Below are 17,790 nucleotides of genomic sequence, written 5' to 3'. Positions count from 1 at the left end.
GTTCGTCATGAAGCACTTTCCCATCTTCCTCGCCGTCGAGGGCCGCCGCATTGTTGTTTCAGGCGGTGGCGATGCAGCTATGGCAAAGCTGCGTTTGCTGATGAAGACCGAGGCGCATCTAACGGTGATCGCCGCTGAAATCGCGCCCGACATCCGAAAATGGGCAGATCAGGGCAAGCTGGCGATCATCGAACGCGCTATGGAACCGGGCGACGCACTCTGCGCTGCGTTGTTCTACGCAGCCAACGAAGATGATGCCGAAGATGCCCGTGTCTCGGCCATTGCCAATGCCCAAGGCGCGCTGGTGAACATCGTCGACAATCTCGCCGATAGCCAATTCATCACCCCCGCCATCGTTGACCGCGACCCGGTGACGGTCGCCATCGGCACCGAAGGCTCCGCCCCCGTCCTCGCCCGGGCTATCAAGGCCGACCTTGAAGAGCGGCTTCCCACCTCTCTCGGCATCCTCGCCCGCATCGGCAAGAGCTTCCGCCACGCAGTAGAGGTCCTGCCCATGGGCCGCAAACGCCGCGATTTTTGGTCGGCCTTTTACTTTGGCAAGGGTCCACAGGCTATTGCCGAAGCAGGTGAAGACGGTGTGCTTCCAGCGCTCGAGACGCTTCTCGATGACCACATCATGAAAGAAACCAAAGCGGGCCATGTCGATCTGGTCGGCGCAGGCCCCGGAGACCCGGAACTTCTGACACTCAAGGCCCGCAACGCGCTCGACAAGGCCGATGTCGTGATCCATGACCGGCTTGTCACCAGCGAAATCCTCGAACTCGCCCGGCGCGAGGCGATTATCATCGATGCGGGCAAGACCGGTTTCGGCCCTTCGATGAAGCAGGAGGACATCGACACGCTGATCGTCGAACATGCGCAGGATGGCCACCATGTTGTGCGATTGAAAGCAGGCGATCCGACAGTCTTCGGTCGGCTTGATGAGGAAATCGAAGCCCTTGAAAGCGCCGAAATCTCTTACAGGATCATCCCCGGTATCACTGCCGCCTCTGCCGCCGTCGCGAATATCGGGCAAAGCCTGACAAAGCGCGGTCGCAACTCTGCGATCCGCCTGATCACCGGGCACGACACCAAGGGATACGCCGACCATGACTGGCGCGCGCTCGCACAACCGGGCGAGGTCGCGGCGATTTACATGGGCAAGAAATCCGCGCGCTTCATTCAGGGGCGTTTGCTGATGCACGGTGCGGACCCGGTGACCCCGGTGACGATCATCGAAAACGTCAGCCGAGCCAATCAACGCATCATCGCCACGACATTGGCCGAGATGGAACCAACCATGACCAATGCCAATCTGACCGGCCCCGCCATCACGTTTTACGGCCTTGCACCGCGCGATGCCGCCGCGCAATCACAAAACCTCAGGGAGTTTGCATAATGGCACGGAGCTTCACACCCAAAGTCGTCACCGCCAACGCATTACTGGAGGGCGACGCGGTCTGGCTGACCGAAGACAACACATGGACCCGCGACATCCACAAGGCCGAACTGATTACCGACGAAGCCCATGGCGACCTGCGCCTGCTCGAAGCCCAGGCGCAGGCCGACCTGATCGCAGGAGCCTATCTGGCCGACGCAAAAGAAGGGCTAGACGGCCCCGAACCCACTCATTTCCGCGAAGCGTTCCGCACGCGCGGTCCCTCGAACTACAACCACGGAAAGCAGGCCGGGTAGCAAAGTTTCACAGAAACTTTGCCTCCAAATTCTCTGCGAGAATTTGCCCGCCAGAAGGAAACGACATGTACATATATAACGATTTCGATGAGGCTTTCGTCCGCTCCCGCGTGGCCCAGTTCCGTGCCCAAGTGGACCGCCGCATCGACGGCTCGCTGACCGAGGACGAGTTCAAACCGCTGCGCCTGATGAACGGCCTCTATCTGCAGCTACACGCCTACATGCTGCGCGTTGCCGTCCCTTACGGTACGCTGAACCCCTCTCAGATGCGCCAGCTCGCATACATCGCCGATCGCTGGGACAAGGGTTATGGTCATTTCACCACCCGCCAGAACATCCAGTATAACTGGCCGAAACTGCAGGATGTCCCGGACATGCTGGAGGCGCTGGCCGATGTGGGCATGCACGCCATCCAGACCTCCGGCAACACGATCCGCAACGTGACCGCCGACCATTTCGCTGGTGCGGCCGCCGATGAAATCGAGGACCCGCGCCCTATCGCAGAACTCCTACGCCAGTGGTCCACCGACCATCCGGAATTCCAGTTCCTGCCGCGCAAGTTCAAAATCGCCGTGACCGGAGCAACGCATGATCGCGCCGTCACCAAAGCGCATGACATCGGTCTCCGCATGGTCCGCAATGATGAAGGCGAACCCGGCTTTGAGGTTATCGTCGGCGGTGGTCTTGGCCGGACGCCGATGGTCGGAAAGGTCCTGCGGGACTTCCTGCCCAAGGCGGACCTTTTGCCCTATGTCGAGGCCATCGTCAGCGTCTACAACCTGCTGGGTCGCCGCGATAACAAGTACAAGGCGCGGATCAAAATCACCGTGCATGAGAACGGGCTGGAGAAAATCCAGGAACTGGTCGAGGAACGCTTCGCAGCGATCCGGGAAGGCTTCTCGGGCCACGATCAGGCGCTTCTGAAAGAGATCGAGGCGGCCTTCGCCCCGCCCGCCTTTGTCACCAAATCCACGGATGGTTACGAGGCCGCGCGCCTCGCCAATCCGGCCTTCCGGTCGTGGACTGACACGAACCTCGCCGAACACAGGTCCGACGGTTACGCCATCGTCTCTATCAGCATCAAGAAGCACGGCCAGACCCCCGGTGACGCGACCTCGGACCAGATGCGGGTCATGGCGGACCTCGCCGAGCGCTACGGCCACGATGAACTTCGCATCAGCCACGAACAGAACGTGATCCTGCCACATGTGCACAAATCCGACCTACCCGCCGTCTATCAGGCTTTGCGAGAGGCCGATCTGGCCACGGCGAATATCGGGCTCGCCTCCGACATCATCGCCTGCCCGGGCATGGATTACTGCGCGCTGGCCACGGCCCGCTCGATCCCCATCGCGCAAGAAATCGCAACACGCTTCGATGAGCTGAAAATCGAACACGAGATTGGCGAGTTGAAAATCAAAATCTCCGGCTGCATCAATGCCTGCGGGCACCATCATGTGGGCCATATCGGCATTCTGGGCCTCGACCGGGCTGGCGTCGAGAACTACCAGATCACGCTGGGCGGCGACGGAACCGAGACGACAACAATCGGCGAACGGGCCGGCCCCGGTTTCAGCGCGGACGAGATCGTGCCCGCCATCGAGCGACTCGTCACCGGCTATCTCGACTTGCGTGAAAACGAAGACGAAACCTTCCTCCAGGCCTATCGCCGTCTGGGGATGGAGCCGTTCAAAGCCATCCTTTACCCCGCCGAGGACAAAGCCAATGCCGCTTAAGGAACTCGCCGAACGCCGCAACATCCTGCACCGGAAATCGGATGCGCAAATCGTGCTGAAGCACGCACTGGATGATGTGCAGATCGGGCCCGTGGCCCTCGTCTCCTCCTTCGGGGCGGAAAGCGTCGTGCTACTGCATATGATCGCCGAGATCGACAAGGCCACGCCGATCATCTTCCTCGACACCGAAATGCTGTTCCCGGAAACACTGACCTACCAGCGCGAGGTCGCGGAGCATCTGGGGCTCACAGATGTGCGCATCATCGGGCCGGACCGGAACGAGGTGTTGGTCGAAGATGTCGACGGCATCCTGCATCAGGCCGACACCGATGCTTGCTGCGACCTGCGCAAGACACGGCCCCTGAACCGGGCGCTACAGGATTTCGGCGGCTGGATCACCGGGCGCAAGCGCTATCAGGGCGGGCAGCGCAGCACGCTACCGCTCTTTGAAAAGGACGGCGCCAAGATCAAGATCAACCCGCTCGCCAATTGGACCACAAAGGACGTGCAGGATTACATGAACGCACATGCCCTGCCCCGGCATCCGCTGGTCGCGCAAGGTTACCCTTCTATCGGCTGCATGCCTTGCACAACCCGCGTGAGCGCACACGAAGATCCCCGCGCAGGCCGCTGGCGCGACAGCGACAAGACCGAATGCGGCATTCATTTTGACAACGGTAAAGCCGTCAGACCAGGAAAAGCAGCATGAGTGTGATCGTCACGGATAACGGGTTCAGCACCGATGATTGGACCGGCAGCTTCATCGCGCATAGCGAGGCTGCGGCCAATGATTGCGATTACGGGATCGACCTGCCCTCAGACACGGCGCCCGAGACACTTGGGAGCCTGACCAATGCCCCAATGATCCGCATCGACTTCCCGTCCTCTGCGGACGGGCGCGGTTTCACGCTAGCCGCAATGTTGCGGCGAGCAGGCTATCAGGGGCGGCTCCGGGCGAAGGGCCACGTGCTGGCCGACCAATACGCCATGGCGCGGCGCTCCGGCTTTGACGAGGTCGAAATCGACGATGCCCTTGCGGCCCGCCAGCCCGAAGACCAATGGCTGTTCCGCGCCGACTGGCAGAACCACAACTATCAGGCCCGCCTGCGCGGCTAGGACCAAAGCCCCCTTTCCCTGATCCAGATCAACGACTAAGACGGAGGGCGGCCCGATAAGGGCTGCCATGATACATATGACCGAGCAGACACCTGTGACCTTAGACACCGCAAAGGCCGTCCCCACCCTGCCCGATGCGCAGACCATTACGGATGTGCAACACTATACTGATCGGCTGTTCAGCTTCCGCTGCACTCGGCCTGCAAGCTTGCGCTTCCGGTCGGGCGAGTTTGTCATGATCGGGCTGATGGGCGATCCGGATCCCAAGACGGGCAAGCAGAAACCCTTGCTGCGCGCCTATTCCATTGCGTCGCCCAGCTGGGACGAGGAACTGGAGTTCTACTCCATCAAGGTGCAGGACGGTCCGCTGACGTCCAAACTGCAGCATATCAAACCGGGCGATGAAATCATCTTGCGGCCCAAACCCGTCGGCACGCTGGTTCATGACGCACTGCTGCCCGGCAAGCGGATATGGTTCTTTGCGACCGGAACCGGTTTTGCGCCCTTCGCGTCATTGCTGCGCGAGCCGCAAACCTATGAAGACTATGACGAAATCATCATCACACATACCTGCCGCGAAGTGGGCGAGCTGACCTATGGGCGTGACCTGATCGAAGCCTTGAAAGATGACGAACTGCTCAATGAAGTCATCGGCGACGGCTTCTGGAAGAAGATCAAGTATTACCCAACCACAACCCGCGAAGAGAGCCCCAAGATGGGCAGGATCACCGACCTGATGCGGTCTGGCGAGGCGTTTACCGACCTTGGTGTGCCAGCTCTTTCGCCCGAAACCGACCGGGCGATGATTTGCGGCAATCTGGCCTTCAATCTCGAACTGAAGGACATGCTGGAAGAATACGGGTTAGTCGAAGGCGCAAACTCCAACCCGCAACACTATGTCGTGGAAAAGGCTTTTCTGGACTAGCTTCCAGAGTCTACAGATCGCATGGCCGCGCGGAGTTTCGCGCGGCCGTTGCTTTCTGTTACTCTAGTCCCAGCGCGGCCCGGATGCTGGTCAGGACAGGCTCCAAGAGTTCGGGATTGTCCTGAGCGGCGGTCAGCGCATTGCCTAACGTCGTCTTCTGCAAAGCAGAGATATCGGCGCCATCAAGCAGCGCCATGACCTGATCGAGGTCAAAGCCGTCCACCGTCAGGAGCTCGCCCGCATTCGCAACGAGATCAGCACCGGCACCTTCGACAAGGGCGCCCGCGCCCTCAACGACGCTGTCTGCAGCTTCGGCGGCGTTATCCACCGCCGTTTGCGCGGCTTCCTCTGCGGCGGCAGCAGCCTCATCAAGGGCGGCTTGCGCGGCAGCTTCGGCCTCGGCAGCGGCCTGCTCCAGCGCTTCCTGTGCTGCGGCTTCCGCTTCGGCGGCAGCCTGTGCGGCGGCTTCAGCCTCTGCAGCAGCGGCAGCTTCCGCAGCGGCGGCAGCCTCTTCTGCTGCAGCGGCCTCAGCGGCGGCGGCGGCTTCTGCAGCGGCGGCAGCTTCAGCGGCAGCCTCGGCAGCAGCGGCGGCTTCAGCCTCGGCGGCGGCTGTGGCGCCGGTCAGAACGCCAATCGCCTCATTCGGCCCGCGCCCTTCAACGGCGTATTGATAACCAAAGAACCCCAAGACAGCGACAATGATCAAAATCGCGATAGCTCTCATTGCTTTCATCCTTCCATGGATTGCAATCAGACCCCCACCCGGGGCCTCGCGGCGGATATGTCAGATCACCCCCTAAAGGAAAAGGGTCTAAAGGGGGGAAAAATCGGCGGAAAACCACTCCTTTGCGGGTTGAAGCCCACCCGCCCCCTGTTTACTTTACGCAGCACTTAAACGGAACAAACCAAGGATAAAGACCATAGGACGCAGACCCCATAACGCGCCACCCCAGCGCGATACCGGCCCACGGATCAACGACCGTATCCGGGCCCCTGAAATCCGCCTGATCGGGGCGGATGGCGAAAATGTCGGTGTTGTTTCACCGGATCGCGCATTGGCCATGGCAGATGATGCCGGGCTGGACCTGGTCGAAATCTCGCCCAATGCGAAACCGCCCGTCTGCAAGATCATGGACTATGGCAAGTTCAAATACGAGACGCAAAAGAAAGAGGCTGAGGCCCGCAAGAAACAAAAGACCATCGAAATCAAAGAGGTCAAGTTCCGCCCGAACACGGATAACCATGATTACGATGTGAAAATGCGTAATGTTTTCAAGTTTTTGGACAATGGAGATAAAGTAAAAATCACGCTTCGCTTCCGTGGTCGTGAGATGGCCCACCAGGAACTTGGTCGTCAGCTTTTGGAGCGTGTGGCGGAAGATACCAAAGACGCTGGCCGCGTTGAGAACTTTCCAAAGATGGAAGGTCGGCAAATGGTCATGCTGATCGGGCCGCTTCCCAAATAACCTGATATCTATCAGGCGGCATTATCAGCGGAATGCTGAACTCAGAACACTTCGAGAAAGCGGCCCTCACGTATGCGAGGGCCGTTTCATCTTAGCAGGCTGCAACAGCCCTGCCCGTCATCACCTTGACCAAGTGGGCGCGATATTCGGCAGACCCGTGCAAATCCGCGATCATACCGTCGGCGGAAATGGATAGGCCCTCCAGCGCGGCAGACGAGAAATCTGCCGACAATGCCGCTTCGGCGGCACTCCAACGATGCACACCTTCTTCTGATGCGCCGGTTACCGCGACGCGCACGCCATCGGTGTATTTGGCGACAAAGACGCCGACCAAAGCGAACCGTGATGCTGGTTGCACGAATTTCTGGTAGTTCGCTTTTTCCGGCACGGGGAAGCGAACCTCGGTAATGACCTCACCTTCGTCAAGCGCGGTGCTGAACAGGCCCTCAAAGAAGTCATCCGCCGCGATCTCGCGCGCATTGGTGATGATCGTCGCACCAGACCCCAGCACCCCTGCAGGATAACAGGCCGATGGGTCGTTGTTCGCAAGCGACCCGCCAATCGTGCCACGGTTGCGCACCGCCGGGTCACCAATATGGCTCGCCATATCAGCCAGTGCCGGGTAATGCGCTGCCGCCTCTTTTGCGACCGTGGCGTGGGTTGTGGCGCCGCCAATGCAGACGGCTCCATCATCGCCAATGCAGACGCCCTGCATCTCGCCAATGCCGGAGAGGCTGACCAGCGTTGATGGCATGGCGAGCCGCTGTTTCAGGGTCGGGATCAGTGTTTGACCTCCGCCCAGCGCCTGTGCATCTTCACCTTTCAGCGCATTGACCGCATCCGCAATCGTGGAAGGCCGTTCAATTTCAAAAGCATACATGAGCGTTCTCCCTTACGCGTTGTTCATCGCGTCCCAGACACGCGCAGGCGTCAGGGGCATATCGATATGGGTGACGTTTTTACCGCCCGATTGTAGCGCATCAATGACGGCGTTCACGACAGAAGGTGGCGATCCAATGGCCCCCGCCTCTCCGCAGCCTTTCACGCCCAGCGGGTTATGCGTACAGGGCGTCTGGCAGGAATGATCAACCGCGTAGAACGGCAGATCGTCCGCGCGCGGCATGGCGTAGTCCATATAGGATGCGCTGATGAGCTGCCCATCATCGTCATAGGCGCAATTCTCCAGCAAAGCCTGCCCGATGCCTTGCGCGATCCCGCCATGGACTTGGCCAGAAACGATCATCGGGTTGATGACATTGCCAAAATCATCGGCAGCGCTGAAGCGTTCGATGGTGACCTTGCCTGTGTCGGGATCAACTTCGACTTCGCAGGCGTAAGCACCCGCCGGATAGGTGAAGTTCGCCGGGTCGTAAAACGCCGTCTCTTCCAGCCCCGGCTCAATATCCTCCAGCGGGTAGTTATGCGGTACGTAAGCCGCCAAGGTCACATCGCCCCAGGCAACCGACTTGTCAGTGCCCGCGACGGTGAACTGGCCATTTTTCAGTTCGATATCGGCGTCCGAGGCCTCAAGCAGATGTGCCGCGATCTTCTTGGCCTTGTTGATCACCTTCTCTGCTGCCCGCACCATGGCTGAGCCACAGACCGCAAGCGATCGGGACCCGTAGGTCCCCATCCCAAAGGGGATCTTGGAGGTATCTCCATGCACGATATCAATCTGGTCCTCGGGAATCCCGATCATCTCGGAAATCACCTGCGGGAAGGATGTCTCATGTCCCTGCCCGTGGCTATGCGCGCCAACCATCACGGAAATCGAGCCAGTCGCGTTCACCCGCACGGTCGCCGCGTCATAGAGCCCGGCCCGCGCACCGAGTTGTCCCACGAGGTTCGAGGGTGCGATACCGCAAGCCTCAATATAGCAATTGACGCCAAGGCCACGCAGCTTGCCCTTGGCCTCGCTTGCGGCCCTGCGTGCGGCGAAACCGCCGATGTCGGCGATCTCTTCGAGCTTATCCATCGTGGCCACATAATCGCCCGTGTCATATTCCACCGCCACCGGAGTGGCATAAGGGAACTGTGTGACAAAGTTCTGTCGCCGCAGGGCAATCGGATCGACCCCCAGCTCACGGGCGGCCTTGTCGATGACCCTCTCCAACTGGAATGTGGCTTCGGGCCGCCCCGCGCCGCGATAGGCGTCAACCGGCACCGTGTTGGTGAACACGGCTTTCACATTCACATAAATCAGCGGCGTCTTGTAGTTCCCCGCCATCAGTGTGCCATGCAGCCATGTAGGCACTGATGGCGCAAAGGTTGAGAGATACGCACCCATATTTGCGAAGGTTTCGGTCCGGATGGCGGTAAAGTTATTCTCCGTATCCAGCGCCAGTTCGATCTTGGTCACGTGATCGCGCCCATGAGCGTCGGACATGAACGCCTCAGACCGGGACGAGGTCCATTTCACCGGACGCCGCAGCTGTTTGGCCGCGAAGGTGCAGAAGGCTTCCTCGGCATAGTGGAAAATCTTGGTCCCAAAACCGCCGCCTACATCCGGGGCCACAACCCGCAGCTTGTGCTCAGGAATGCCCAGTACGAAAGCGCCCATCAAAAGGCGGATCACATGCGGGTTCTGGCTGGTCGTGTGCAGCGTGTGCATGTCGTCGGACGGGCTGTAATCGCCCACCGCCACGCGCGGCTCCATCGGGTTGGCGACCAGACGGTTGTTGACCAGCTCCAGCGTCGTGACATGGGCCGCATTGGAAAATGCCTCATCCGTGGCGGCCTTGTTCTCTTCCACAAAGCCCCAGTCATAGCAAAGGTTGCTGGTCAGATCGTCATGCACCTTGGTGGCGCCGTCCGCGGCCGCCGCCTTCATGTCCATCACTGCGGGCAGTTCGGTCAGGTCGAGCACAATTGCCTCGGCCGCATCGCGCGCCTGGGCATAGGTTTCAGCAACGACTGCGCAAACTGGCTCACCCACATGGCGAATCTTGCCGTGGGCCAGTACGGGGTGTTTGGGTTCCTGCATCGGTTGACCATATTTGTCGGTCACCTGCCAACCGCAGGGCAGACCGCCCACGGCCTCGAAATCGGCCCCGGTGAATACGTGTAGCACTCCGGGCATTGCCGCAGCGGCGCTTGTATCGACACTGTTGATCGTTGCATGGGCCACGTCAGCGCGCAGGAAATGCACGTAAGCCTGGCCGTGAATGTTGATATCGTCGGTGTAGTTGCCCGCACCGGTCAAAAACCGCACATCTTCGCGGCGCTTCGTGCTGGCGCCAATTCCGCTATCTTTGGGCATGTTTGCTCCTCCCTGTCAGCGCCGCGTACCTCCCCGCACGGACGCCACATTGTAACTGATTATTCCGCTGCGATGGCTGTGACATCCTGACCGGACGCGGCCATGATCGCCTTGACGATATTGTGGTAGCCCGTGCAGCGGCAGATATTGCCTTCGAGATATTCGCGAATTTCCGTCTCAGTCGGCTTGGGGTTCTCCTTGAGAAGTGCCGCCGCCGACATCACCATGCCGGGCGTGCAAAAGCCGCATTGCAGCCCGTGATAATCCTGAAACGCCTGCTGGATCACATTCAGCGATCCGTCCGCGTTCGCCTGCCCCTCGATCGTGGCGACTTCTGATCCATCAGCCTCAACCGCGAAAATCGCGCAGGCTTTTACCGCTTTGCCGTCCACGTGCACGACACAGGCCCCACATTGCGACGTATCACACCCCACATGGGTCCCCGTCAGGCGCAAGTCATTGCGCAGGAAATCGACCAGCAAGGTGCGGCCCTCAACCTCACCCGACACGGATTTCCCGTTTACGGTCATTGCTACCGATGCCATCACATCCTCCCGATTTCATCTTTGCTTTGCATGAAGTTAAGCACGGCTTCCCCCTCATGAGAACACCCATCTTCCGCTGCACCTGCAGCGTCATTCACCTTTTTGGTTGACTGAAACTCTCGCTGGCTTTAATTCATCCATATGGGTGAACGAAAAGAAACAACTGCACTCGATGCCATTCTCAAGGCCGCCAGTGATCCGACCCGCAGGGCCATCCTGACTCTGCTTGCGCAGGAAGGCCCGCTGCGCGTGACGGATATCCACGCGCGGTTCGACATGAGCCTGAACTCGGTTTCAAAGCATATCAAAGTGCTGGAAAGCGCCGGGCTGGTGAAGCGTCGAACGGAATGGCGCGAGCACCTGATAGAGGTCCAGATGACCCCGCTGAGTGCTGTGGATGAGTGGTTTGCCTCGCTTCGTTCAATCTGGGCGCTGCGTCTGGAAGCGCTCGACACCATCATGACCAAAGGAGCTGCCGAAGATGACTGACCTGACAATGACCGTCGAACACACAATCAATGCGCCACAGAAGGCCGTGTTCGATGCATGGCTGGACCCAAAGATGTTGAAGCGTTTTATGACACCAGGACCGAACATGACGGTCCCCCATGCGGAAACGAACCCGAAAGTCGGCGGCAGCTTTGCCATCACAATGAAATCGGGCGACACCGAAATCCCACATCACAGCGAATACAAAGAGATCACGCCACATGACCGCTTGGTCTTTACCTGGTATGGCCCCTCACCGGCAGAGGACAGCACTGTGACGCTGACCTTCAAACCTGTGGCGACCGGCACGCTGATCACGCTTCGGCATGATCGCTTTGTCAGCGAAGAAAGCCGCGACAATCACAAGATTGGCTGGACCAGCATATTGGCGTCGTTGGAGCCAGTGGCGGCCTAGATTGCGACAACCTTTAGTCCTCGATATCCCCGCGCGGTTTCGGCCGTGTGGGGATTTCCTTGAGCAAACCGCCGACGCCCATCTGTGCAAAATCGTCCGGTGTCAGGTCGATACCGCAAAGCACACGCTCCATCACCCAATCCGCCCCGTTGAGAGCGGGTGATCGCGCGCATCCAGGCAATCCGATCACGGGCTTGCCACCAATTTGGCCCAGAAACAAAAGGTTGCCCGGATCGACCGGCATGCCGAATTGGGTCACAACGCCGCCCGCCGCCCTCACTGCAGCAGGGCCGACATCATCGGGGTCAGACGTGGCGGAGGCCGTCAGGACAAAGACGACCTGACCCTTTGCCGTTTTGATCGCTTCGGCCAATGGCACGGCCCGATGGTCCACGATCACGCGCCCATCCAGCGTCACATCCAGCCGATCCAGCCTGCCACGCAAGGCCGCGCGACCCTTGGCCGAGGGGTCTTCCCCGGTCCGCGTCTCGATGAGCGTGGCGGTGCGGATGGTTGGCGCAATTGCCTGCAGCGCATCCTGCCCTGCAGCCGCGGCCTTTTCCACATCACTGCCGGGCACGCCGTAAGAGATGATCTTGACAGTCGCAACCATGGTGCCCGCGTCGACGCGATGAGATGGGGGTAACGTCGCAACCGTGATCATCGGGTTGACCGCGTTGAAGGCATTGACCTTCGCAGCATCAATCCGCGCAATTCCAGGCGCTTCTGCCAGCAGATTGACCCGCCCGGTTGCGGCCTTGGTCAGCCGCAGACCTTCACCGGCCAGCGCGCTTGCTAGGCGGGCAGCGGCGACATCTTCACCCAGGTCAGCGGCCTCAAGACGGGCGGCGATCACACTCTCATGGCCAACCGAAACCAGGGCCGCGATATCGGCGGGCTTCAGCACATGCCCCTTGCGCAGCCGACCACCGGGCAAAGCGATCGAATGGGCCAGAATGGCACCCGCCGCATCCCTTGTCGGCAACTCGCCAAACTTCACTCCGCCTTCCTCAGACTGGCGGTCACCTCGGCCATGACACTCACGGCAATCTCTGCCGGTTGACGTCCGCCCAGGTCGAGGCCCACGGGCGCGTGAATGCGCGAGATCTCACTTCCGGAGAACCCTGCCTCAAGCAATCGATCGACTCGTTTGGCATGCGTTCGTTTCGAACCGAGGCAGCCAAGGTAAAAGACGTCCGACCGCAGGGCCGCCATGATAGCCGGATCATCAAGCTTTGGATCATGCGTCAGGGTCACAACGGCTGTGCGGGCATCGGGTTTTAAAGCGGCCATCGCCTCATCCGGCCAATCATCCAGAATGATCTCACCGGGAAACCGCGCCTCTGACCCGAACGCCGCCCGCGGATCGATCAGCACCGGCGCGTAGCCGCAGGCCCGCGCCATCGGTACAAGCGCCTGCGCGATATGCACAGCGCCGACAATAATCATCCGCAAAGGTGGGTTGTGGATCGCGACAAAGGTCCGCTCATCTTCCTCGACGCCGGAACGGTCCAGCCGGAACCGGTCGGGGAAATCTGCGTGCGATTGCAGCTTTGGCGCACCCGCTTGCAGATCCGTAACATAGGCAACCGGCTCCGCCGCCGCGCGCCGTGTCACGAGCTCTTCCAGCACGGGGACCGGCATGGCCGATCCGACAGGCTCCACGAGAACACGGATACGTCCGCCGCAGGCAAGGCCCACCGCAAAGGCCTCATCATCGCTGACACCGTAGTCAAGAAGTCGTGGCTTGCCGTCTTCCAGTGCTTCGAGCGCCTCGACAATTACTGCTCCTTCCACGCAGCCGCCCGATACCGACCCTTCCATCGCGCCATCAGCGTCAATCACCAACTGGCTGCCCACCGCGCGCGGGGCTGAACCCCAGGTTTCCACCACGGTCGCCACGGCAACGCCGCGCCCGGCCTTGTGCCAGTCCAGCGCCAGTTTGGGCAGGTCGGTAACATCAGTCATGGGGTCTGCACGATCCTTGTCAGAAAACAGTTGTTCCGGGCCGAACGCACATCAACATACGCCACCTCATCCTTTTCGAAAAGCCGGGCGGCGTATTCGGCAATCTCCGCCTTTGGTGTGATCTGCCCGGTGCCATAAATAATGCGGTCGGTGCGGTCATAGGCCTTTACAAGATAATCGGGTGAGGTTTCCAGGATCGCAGGCACCGCATCGCCCGCATGGGGCATGCATTCATCGGCACAAAAGAAGACCGGCCCTGTCTCGGCATAGGGCTGCAAGTCCGAAAACGGGCGTGCGGCGCAAACGAGCATCTCCGCCCCTTCAGGGACGTTCCGCAGACACGACCGGCAGGGTGTTCCGACACCGGATGAAATCGCGCGCTCCGCGGGATTTCCATAGGCGTCCGGTTCACCCGCGCGCAGGCGAGCCACTTCATCATCGTCGTAGGGCAAGTAGGTCAAAGTCATCATCATCTCCTTAGTTGATGACCCCTCCATAGAGACTTGCCCCGGGACCGGACGACCCGAACCATGCGCATCCGTCATTGTCCCATCATCCGCATCAGTCGCGCCTTCTGACCCACGTCATCCGGCCGCGACAAGGCCTGTGCCAGCCCTTCCAGTGATGCGATGTTATGACCGGCGCGGAAGCTCGAACAATGGGGCAGCATCTGCGTAATCCCCTTGGCCTTAGGGGCAAACCCGTCCCAGCGTAAGAGCGGGTTCAGCCAGATCAGCTGCCGGGCGGTCAGGTTCAGCCGTTCCATCTCGCGCCCCAGATCGGCGTCCTTGTCGCGATCCAAACCATCGGTGATCAGCAGGACCACAGCCCCCTGCCCCATGACCCGCCGCGACCAGTCGCGGTTGAAGGCATGCAAGCAGGCGGCGATCCGTGTGCCCCCCTCCCAATCCTGCGCCTCCGCCCCGGCGGCGGCAAGGGCCGCATCCACATCGCGCGTCCGCAAATGCCGGGTGATATTCGTCAGCCGCGTACCAAAGGTGAAAGCATGGACCTGCGCCCAGCCCTGCCCTTCGCGGTTCGCAACGCTGTGCAGAAAATGCAAAACTGCACGGGAGTATTGCGACATCGACCCCGAAATATCACACAGCACCACAAGATTGGGGTAACGAATGCGCCGCCGTTTCGTTGCGAAATCCGTCACCTCGCCACCCCGGCGCATCGCCTGCCGCATCGTCCCGCGCCAATCGGGCAAAGGGCCCGGTAGCACCTGCGTCCGACGGCTGAGTATTGGTGGGACCGGTAGGCGCAGCTTTGCCAGTATCCGCTTGGCAGCCGCCATCTCCGCCCCGCTCATCTGTTCAAAGTCCAGCGTGCGCAACCGTTCCTCGGTCGAGATTGTGCGTGAGGCGTCAATCGCAATCTCCACCTCCTCGCCTGCATCGTCTGGCGCGGGCAGATCACGATCATGCCCGTCCAGCAAAGCCTCCGCTGCGCGTTTCTCTGCCGCCTGCGCCGCACGTTCCTCCTGCACCCCGCGCACCATGGGGGTCAGAAAGGACATCATCTGTTCCATGTAACGCGGATCGCGCCAATAGAGACGGAAGAGCTGTGCAAAGACCTGGCGCTCTTCGGGTTTGGAGACAAAACACGCATGCAGGGTCCAGTAGAAATCAGCCCGCTCTGTAAACCCGGCGGCCTCCACGGCCCGGATCGCATCAATCACCCGTCCCGGCCCCAAAGCCAGCCCTGCCTTACGCAAGGCCCGAGCGAAATGAGTGATATTCTGCGCCAGCTTCGGGTTTTCAGGAAGTTCCAGATCTGCCAGTTCAGCCATGGCCGCGCCGTCGGACCGGGGATTTCACATCCCCGGACCCCTGTGGGATATTTTTGGCCAAAAGAAGCATCAAGCGTTCACGAGGTCCGCCTTTGCTTCGTCCAGAATGCGCTTGGCCTCAGACCCTTCCAGTTTCTGGATGTCGTCCTGGTACTTTAGGATTGCACCCAGCGTGTCGGCAATGACTTCTGGCGAAAGGTTAATCACATCGAGCGCCAGCAGGCATTTGGCCCAGTCAATCGTTTCGGCCACGCCCGGTTTCTTGAACAAATCCTCTCCGCGCAACTTCTGAACGAAAGCGACGATCTCGCGCGATAGGGCCGACGCTGCCTTCGGCGCGCGGGCTTGCAATATCTCAATCTCGCGGGCGAAATTGGGGTAGTCAACCCAGTGATAAAGACAGCGACGCTTCAAGGCGTCATGCACCTCGCGCGTGCGGTTCGAGGTGATGATGACAATAGGCGGCTCCGGCGCCTTGACCGTGCCGAGTTCAGGGATTGTCACTTGGAAGTCGGACAAGGCCTCTAAGAGGAATGCCTCAAACGGGGCATCTGTCCGGTCCAGTTCGTCAATCAACAAAACTGGCGCACCGCCAACTTGCGGACGCATGGCTTGCAGCAATGGGCGTTCGATCAAGTAGTCTTCGGTGAAAAGCTCTGTCTTCAGCGCATCGCGGTCTGCTCCACCGGCAGCCTCCGCTGCCCTGATGGCGATCATTTGCTCTGCAAAGTTCCATTCGTAAACAGCAGAGGCGGCGTCCAGCCCCTCGTAGCATTGCAACCGGATCAGGCGCCGCCCCAAGGCGGCGGCAATGGCTTTGGCAATCTCGGTCTTACCCGTCCCGGCCTCGCCTTCCAGAAACAGGGGGCGGCCCAGCTTCAGGCTCAGGAAGACGACTGTTGCCAGCGCGCGCCCGCAAACGTAACTCTGTCCGGCCAGCGCCGATTGCACCGCATCGATTGATTTCATCGCGTTGCCTCCCGTCGGCTATAGCTGCATCCCATCCATCCGGCGTCAACCCATCCATTGCCCCCGCGTGACCAAAGTCATACCCTTGGGGTAACAGCGGAGGATCCAAGCCATGAACGAAGCAACCCCAATCACAGCAACCGGTTTTGGCCCCGACCTCGGCCCTTTTGAATGGTCCGATCCGCTGCGGCTGGAGGATCAGTTGACCGAAGACGAGCGGATGCTGCGCGACGCGGCACAGACCTTCGCGCAAGCCACGTTGCAGCCGAAAGTGACACAGAGCTATCGCGACGAAACCGTGGACCCCGGCATCTTTAAGGAGATGGGTGATGCGGGTCTTTTGGGCGTTACAATCCCGGAGGAGTATGGTGGGCTTGGCGCGGGTTACGTAACCCACGGGCTGGTCGCGCGCGAGATTGAGCGGGTCGATAGTGGCTATCGTTCGATGATGTCAGTGCAATCGTCGCTCGTGATGTATCCGATCCATGCTTATGGCAGCGATGCGCAGCGGGCGAAGTATCTGCCAGGTCTGGCGGCAGGTGATCTGATCGGCTGTTTCGGGCTGACCGAACCTGACGCGGGCAGCGATCCGGCGGGCATGAAGACCACAGCCAAAAAGACGGATGGTGGCTATGTCCTGACCGGGTCGAAGATGTGGATCAGCAATGCACCCATCGCCGACGTCTTTGTTGTCTGGGCCAAGTCGGAGGCGCATGGCGGCAAGATTAAGGGCTTCGTGCTCGACAAGGATACACCCGGCCTTACCGCCCCAAAGATCGGCGGCAAGCTATCCTTGCGTGCATCGGTCACTGGTGAGATTGTCATGGACAATGTAGAGGTCGGCGAAGAGGCGCTTTTGCCCGGCGTGCAGGGCCTCAAAGGGCCTTTCGGCTGCCTGAACCGTGCCCGTTACGGCATTGCCTGGGGCGTGATGGGTGCGGCGGAGGCGTGCTGGCACGCAGCAAGGCAATACGGGCTCGACCGCAAGCAGTTTGGCAGACCGCTGGCGCAGACCCAACTCTTCCAGAAGAAGCTTGCCGACATGCAAACCGAAATTGTCCTCGGTACGCAAAGCGCGCTGCAACTTGGGCGGCTGATGGAAGCGGGCAAAGCCGCACCGGAAATGATCAGCCTGATGAAGCGCAACAACTGCGGGAAAGCCCTTGATATCGCACGCCTTTCACGGGACATGCATGGCGGCAACGGGATCAGCGATGATTTCCACATCATGCGGCATATGGTGAACCTCGAAACCGTGAACACCTATGAAGGCACCCACGACATTCACGCATTAATTCTGGGTCGCGCACAAACCGGGCTGCAGGCCTTCTTTTAGCCTAAAGGCGCAACAGTAACGTTGCGTCCCCCTCTCAGTTCTGCCGTATTGGCCAGCTATTTTTTGAACCATCGCG

General features: G+C 60.1%; 19 protein-coding genes. 10 read left to right on the top strand and 9 right to left on the bottom strand.

Annotated features, from left to right (window positions below; all coding sequences use genetic code 11):
- Positions 1-7: 7 nt before the first annotated feature.
- From cysG to SLH47_RS13030, 6 genes are all read left to right on the top strand, one after another.
- Positions 8-1,399 carry a siroheme synthase CysG gene (cysG, locus tag SLH47_RS13055; RefSeq protein ID WP_320239993.1) on the top strand — a complete coding sequence of 464 codons (1,392 nt, stop codon included), beginning with the start codon at positions 8-10 and terminating at the stop codon, positions 1,397-1,399.
- Positions 1,399-1,695 (top strand): DUF2849 domain-containing protein, encoded by a 297-nt coding sequence (locus SLH47_RS13050; protein WP_320239992.1) that lies wholly within the window; start codon positions 1,399-1,401, stop codon positions 1,693-1,695. Before cysG ends, SLH47_RS13050 begins: the two co-directional genes overlap by 1 nt.
- Before the next feature lie 65 nt (positions 1,696-1,760).
- The gene (locus SLH47_RS13045; protein ID WP_320239991.1) at positions 1,761-3,431 is read left to right on the top strand and encodes a nitrite/sulfite reductase; all 1,671 of its coding nucleotides are present in this window, start codon (positions 1,761-1,763) and stop codon (positions 3,429-3,431) included.
- Positions 3,421-4,140: a phosphoadenylyl-sulfate reductase gene (locus SLH47_RS13040; protein ID WP_320239990.1), complete on the top strand. Its 720-nt coding sequence runs from the start codon at positions 3,421-3,423 to the stop codon at positions 4,138-4,140. The genes SLH47_RS13045 and SLH47_RS13040 overlap by 11 nt, the downstream gene beginning before the upstream one ends.
- On the top strand, positions 4,137-4,547 hold the full coding sequence (locus tag SLH47_RS13035; RefSeq protein WP_320239989.1) for a DUF934 domain-containing protein: 411 nt from the start codon (positions 4,137-4,139) through the stop codon (positions 4,545-4,547). The genes SLH47_RS13040 and SLH47_RS13035 overlap by 4 nt, the downstream gene beginning before the upstream one ends.
- Before the next feature lie 76 nt (positions 4,548-4,623).
- Positions 4,624-5,472 carry a ferredoxin--NADP reductase gene (locus tag SLH47_RS13030; protein ID WP_320240374.1) on the top strand — a complete coding sequence of 283 codons (849 nt, stop codon included), beginning with the start codon at positions 4,624-4,626 and terminating at the stop codon, positions 5,470-5,472.
- A gap of 58 nt (positions 5,473-5,530) precedes the next feature.
- Here the strand turns inward: SLH47_RS13030 and SLH47_RS13025 are convergent, their stop codons facing one another.
- Positions 5,531-6,196, bottom strand: a complete 666-nt coding sequence (locus SLH47_RS13025; RefSeq protein ID WP_320239988.1) for a hypothetical protein — start codon at positions 6,194-6,196, stop codon at positions 5,531-5,533.
- A gap of 283 nt (positions 6,197-6,479) precedes the next feature.
- Between SLH47_RS13025 and infC the strand changes: the two genes are divergently transcribed.
- Entirely contained in the window at positions 6,480-6,938 is a 459-nt protein-coding gene (gene infC / locus SLH47_RS13020) for a translation initiation factor IF-3 (RefSeq protein ID WP_320240373.1), read from the top strand.
- Between the two features lie 91 nt (positions 6,939-7,029).
- Here infC and SLH47_RS13015 read toward each other — a convergent pair whose 3' ends face one another.
- From SLH47_RS13015 to SLH47_RS13005, 3 genes are read right to left on the bottom strand one after another with little or no spacing between them, the layout of a single operon-like run.
- Positions 7,030-7,818 (bottom strand): xanthine dehydrogenase family protein subunit M, encoded by a 789-nt coding sequence (locus SLH47_RS13015; protein ID WP_320239987.1) that lies wholly within the window; start codon positions 7,816-7,818, stop codon positions 7,030-7,032.
- 12 nt (positions 7,819-7,830) lie between these two features.
- The gene (locus SLH47_RS13010; RefSeq protein ID WP_320239986.1) at positions 7,831-10,197 is read right to left on the bottom strand and encodes a xanthine dehydrogenase family protein molybdopterin-binding subunit; all 2,367 of its coding nucleotides are present in this window, start codon (positions 10,195-10,197) and stop codon (positions 7,831-7,833) included.
- 59 nt (positions 10,198-10,256) lie between these two features.
- Positions 10,257-10,742, bottom strand: a complete 486-nt coding sequence (locus SLH47_RS13005; RefSeq protein ID WP_320239985.1) for a (2Fe-2S)-binding protein — start codon at positions 10,740-10,742, stop codon at positions 10,257-10,259.
- Positions 10,743-10,883: 141 nt separating this feature from the next.
- Here SLH47_RS13005 and SLH47_RS13000 point away from each other — a divergent pair, with 141 nt between their 5' ends.
- Together SLH47_RS13000 and SLH47_RS12995 are read left to right on the top strand one after the other, a co-directional pair.
- Positions 10,884-11,231, top strand: coding sequence for a metalloregulator ArsR/SmtB family transcription factor (locus SLH47_RS13000; protein WP_320239984.1), 348 nt, complete (start codon positions 10,884-10,886; stop codon positions 11,229-11,231).
- Entirely contained in the window at positions 11,224-11,646 is a 423-nt protein-coding gene (locus SLH47_RS12995; protein ID WP_320239983.1) for an SRPBCC domain-containing protein, read from the top strand. Before SLH47_RS13000 ends, SLH47_RS12995 begins: the two co-directional genes overlap by 8 nt.
- Positions 11,647-11,659: 13 nt before the next feature.
- Here the strand turns inward: SLH47_RS12995 and SLH47_RS12990 are convergent, their stop codons facing one another.
- The 5 genes from SLH47_RS12990 to SLH47_RS12970 all read right to left on the bottom strand — a co-directional run bounded on the left by SLH47_RS12990 (position 11,660) and on the right by SLH47_RS12970 (position 16,378).
- The gene (locus tag SLH47_RS12990) at positions 11,660-12,646 is read right to left on the bottom strand and encodes a molybdopterin-binding protein (RefSeq protein ID WP_320239982.1); all 987 of its coding nucleotides are present in this window, start codon (positions 12,644-12,646) and stop codon (positions 11,660-11,662) included.
- Positions 12,643-13,614 carry an XdhC family protein gene (locus SLH47_RS12985; protein ID WP_320239981.1) on the bottom strand — a complete coding sequence of 324 codons (972 nt, stop codon included), beginning with the start codon at positions 13,612-13,614 and terminating at the stop codon, positions 12,643-12,645. The genes SLH47_RS12990 and SLH47_RS12985 overlap by 4 nt, the downstream gene beginning before the upstream one ends.
- Positions 13,611-14,081, bottom strand: coding sequence for a DUF1203 domain-containing protein (locus SLH47_RS12980; RefSeq protein WP_320239980.1), 471 nt, complete (start codon positions 14,079-14,081; stop codon positions 13,611-13,613). The genes SLH47_RS12985 and SLH47_RS12980 overlap by 4 nt, the downstream gene beginning before the upstream one ends.
- 74 nt (positions 14,082-14,155) lie before the next feature.
- Positions 14,156-15,409, bottom strand: a complete 1,254-nt coding sequence (locus SLH47_RS12975) for a VWA domain-containing protein (RefSeq protein ID WP_320239979.1) — start codon at positions 15,407-15,409, stop codon at positions 14,156-14,158.
- A 69-nt stretch (positions 15,410-15,478) separates the two neighbouring features.
- Complete coding sequence (locus tag SLH47_RS12970; RefSeq protein ID WP_320239978.1) at positions 15,479-16,378, bottom strand: MoxR family ATPase; 900 nt, start codon at positions 16,376-16,378, stop codon at positions 15,479-15,481.
- A gap of 112 nt (positions 16,379-16,490) precedes the next feature.
- Here SLH47_RS12970 and SLH47_RS12965 point away from each other — a divergent pair, with 112 nt between their 5' ends.
- Positions 16,491-17,714 carry an acyl-CoA dehydrogenase gene (locus SLH47_RS12965; RefSeq protein WP_320239977.1) on the top strand — a complete coding sequence of 408 codons (1,224 nt, stop codon included), beginning with the start codon at positions 16,491-16,493 and terminating at the stop codon, positions 17,712-17,714.
- Positions 17,715-17,790 lie beyond the last annotated feature (76 nt).

It is taken from the genome of Cognatiyoonia sp. IB215182 (genome assembly GCF_033963905.1).
GTDB lineage: Bacteria > Pseudomonadota > Alphaproteobacteria > Rhodobacterales > Rhodobacteraceae > Yoonia.
Note: the sequence above shows the minus strand (reverse complement) of the source record. Positions and strands in the feature narration are given on the sequence as shown.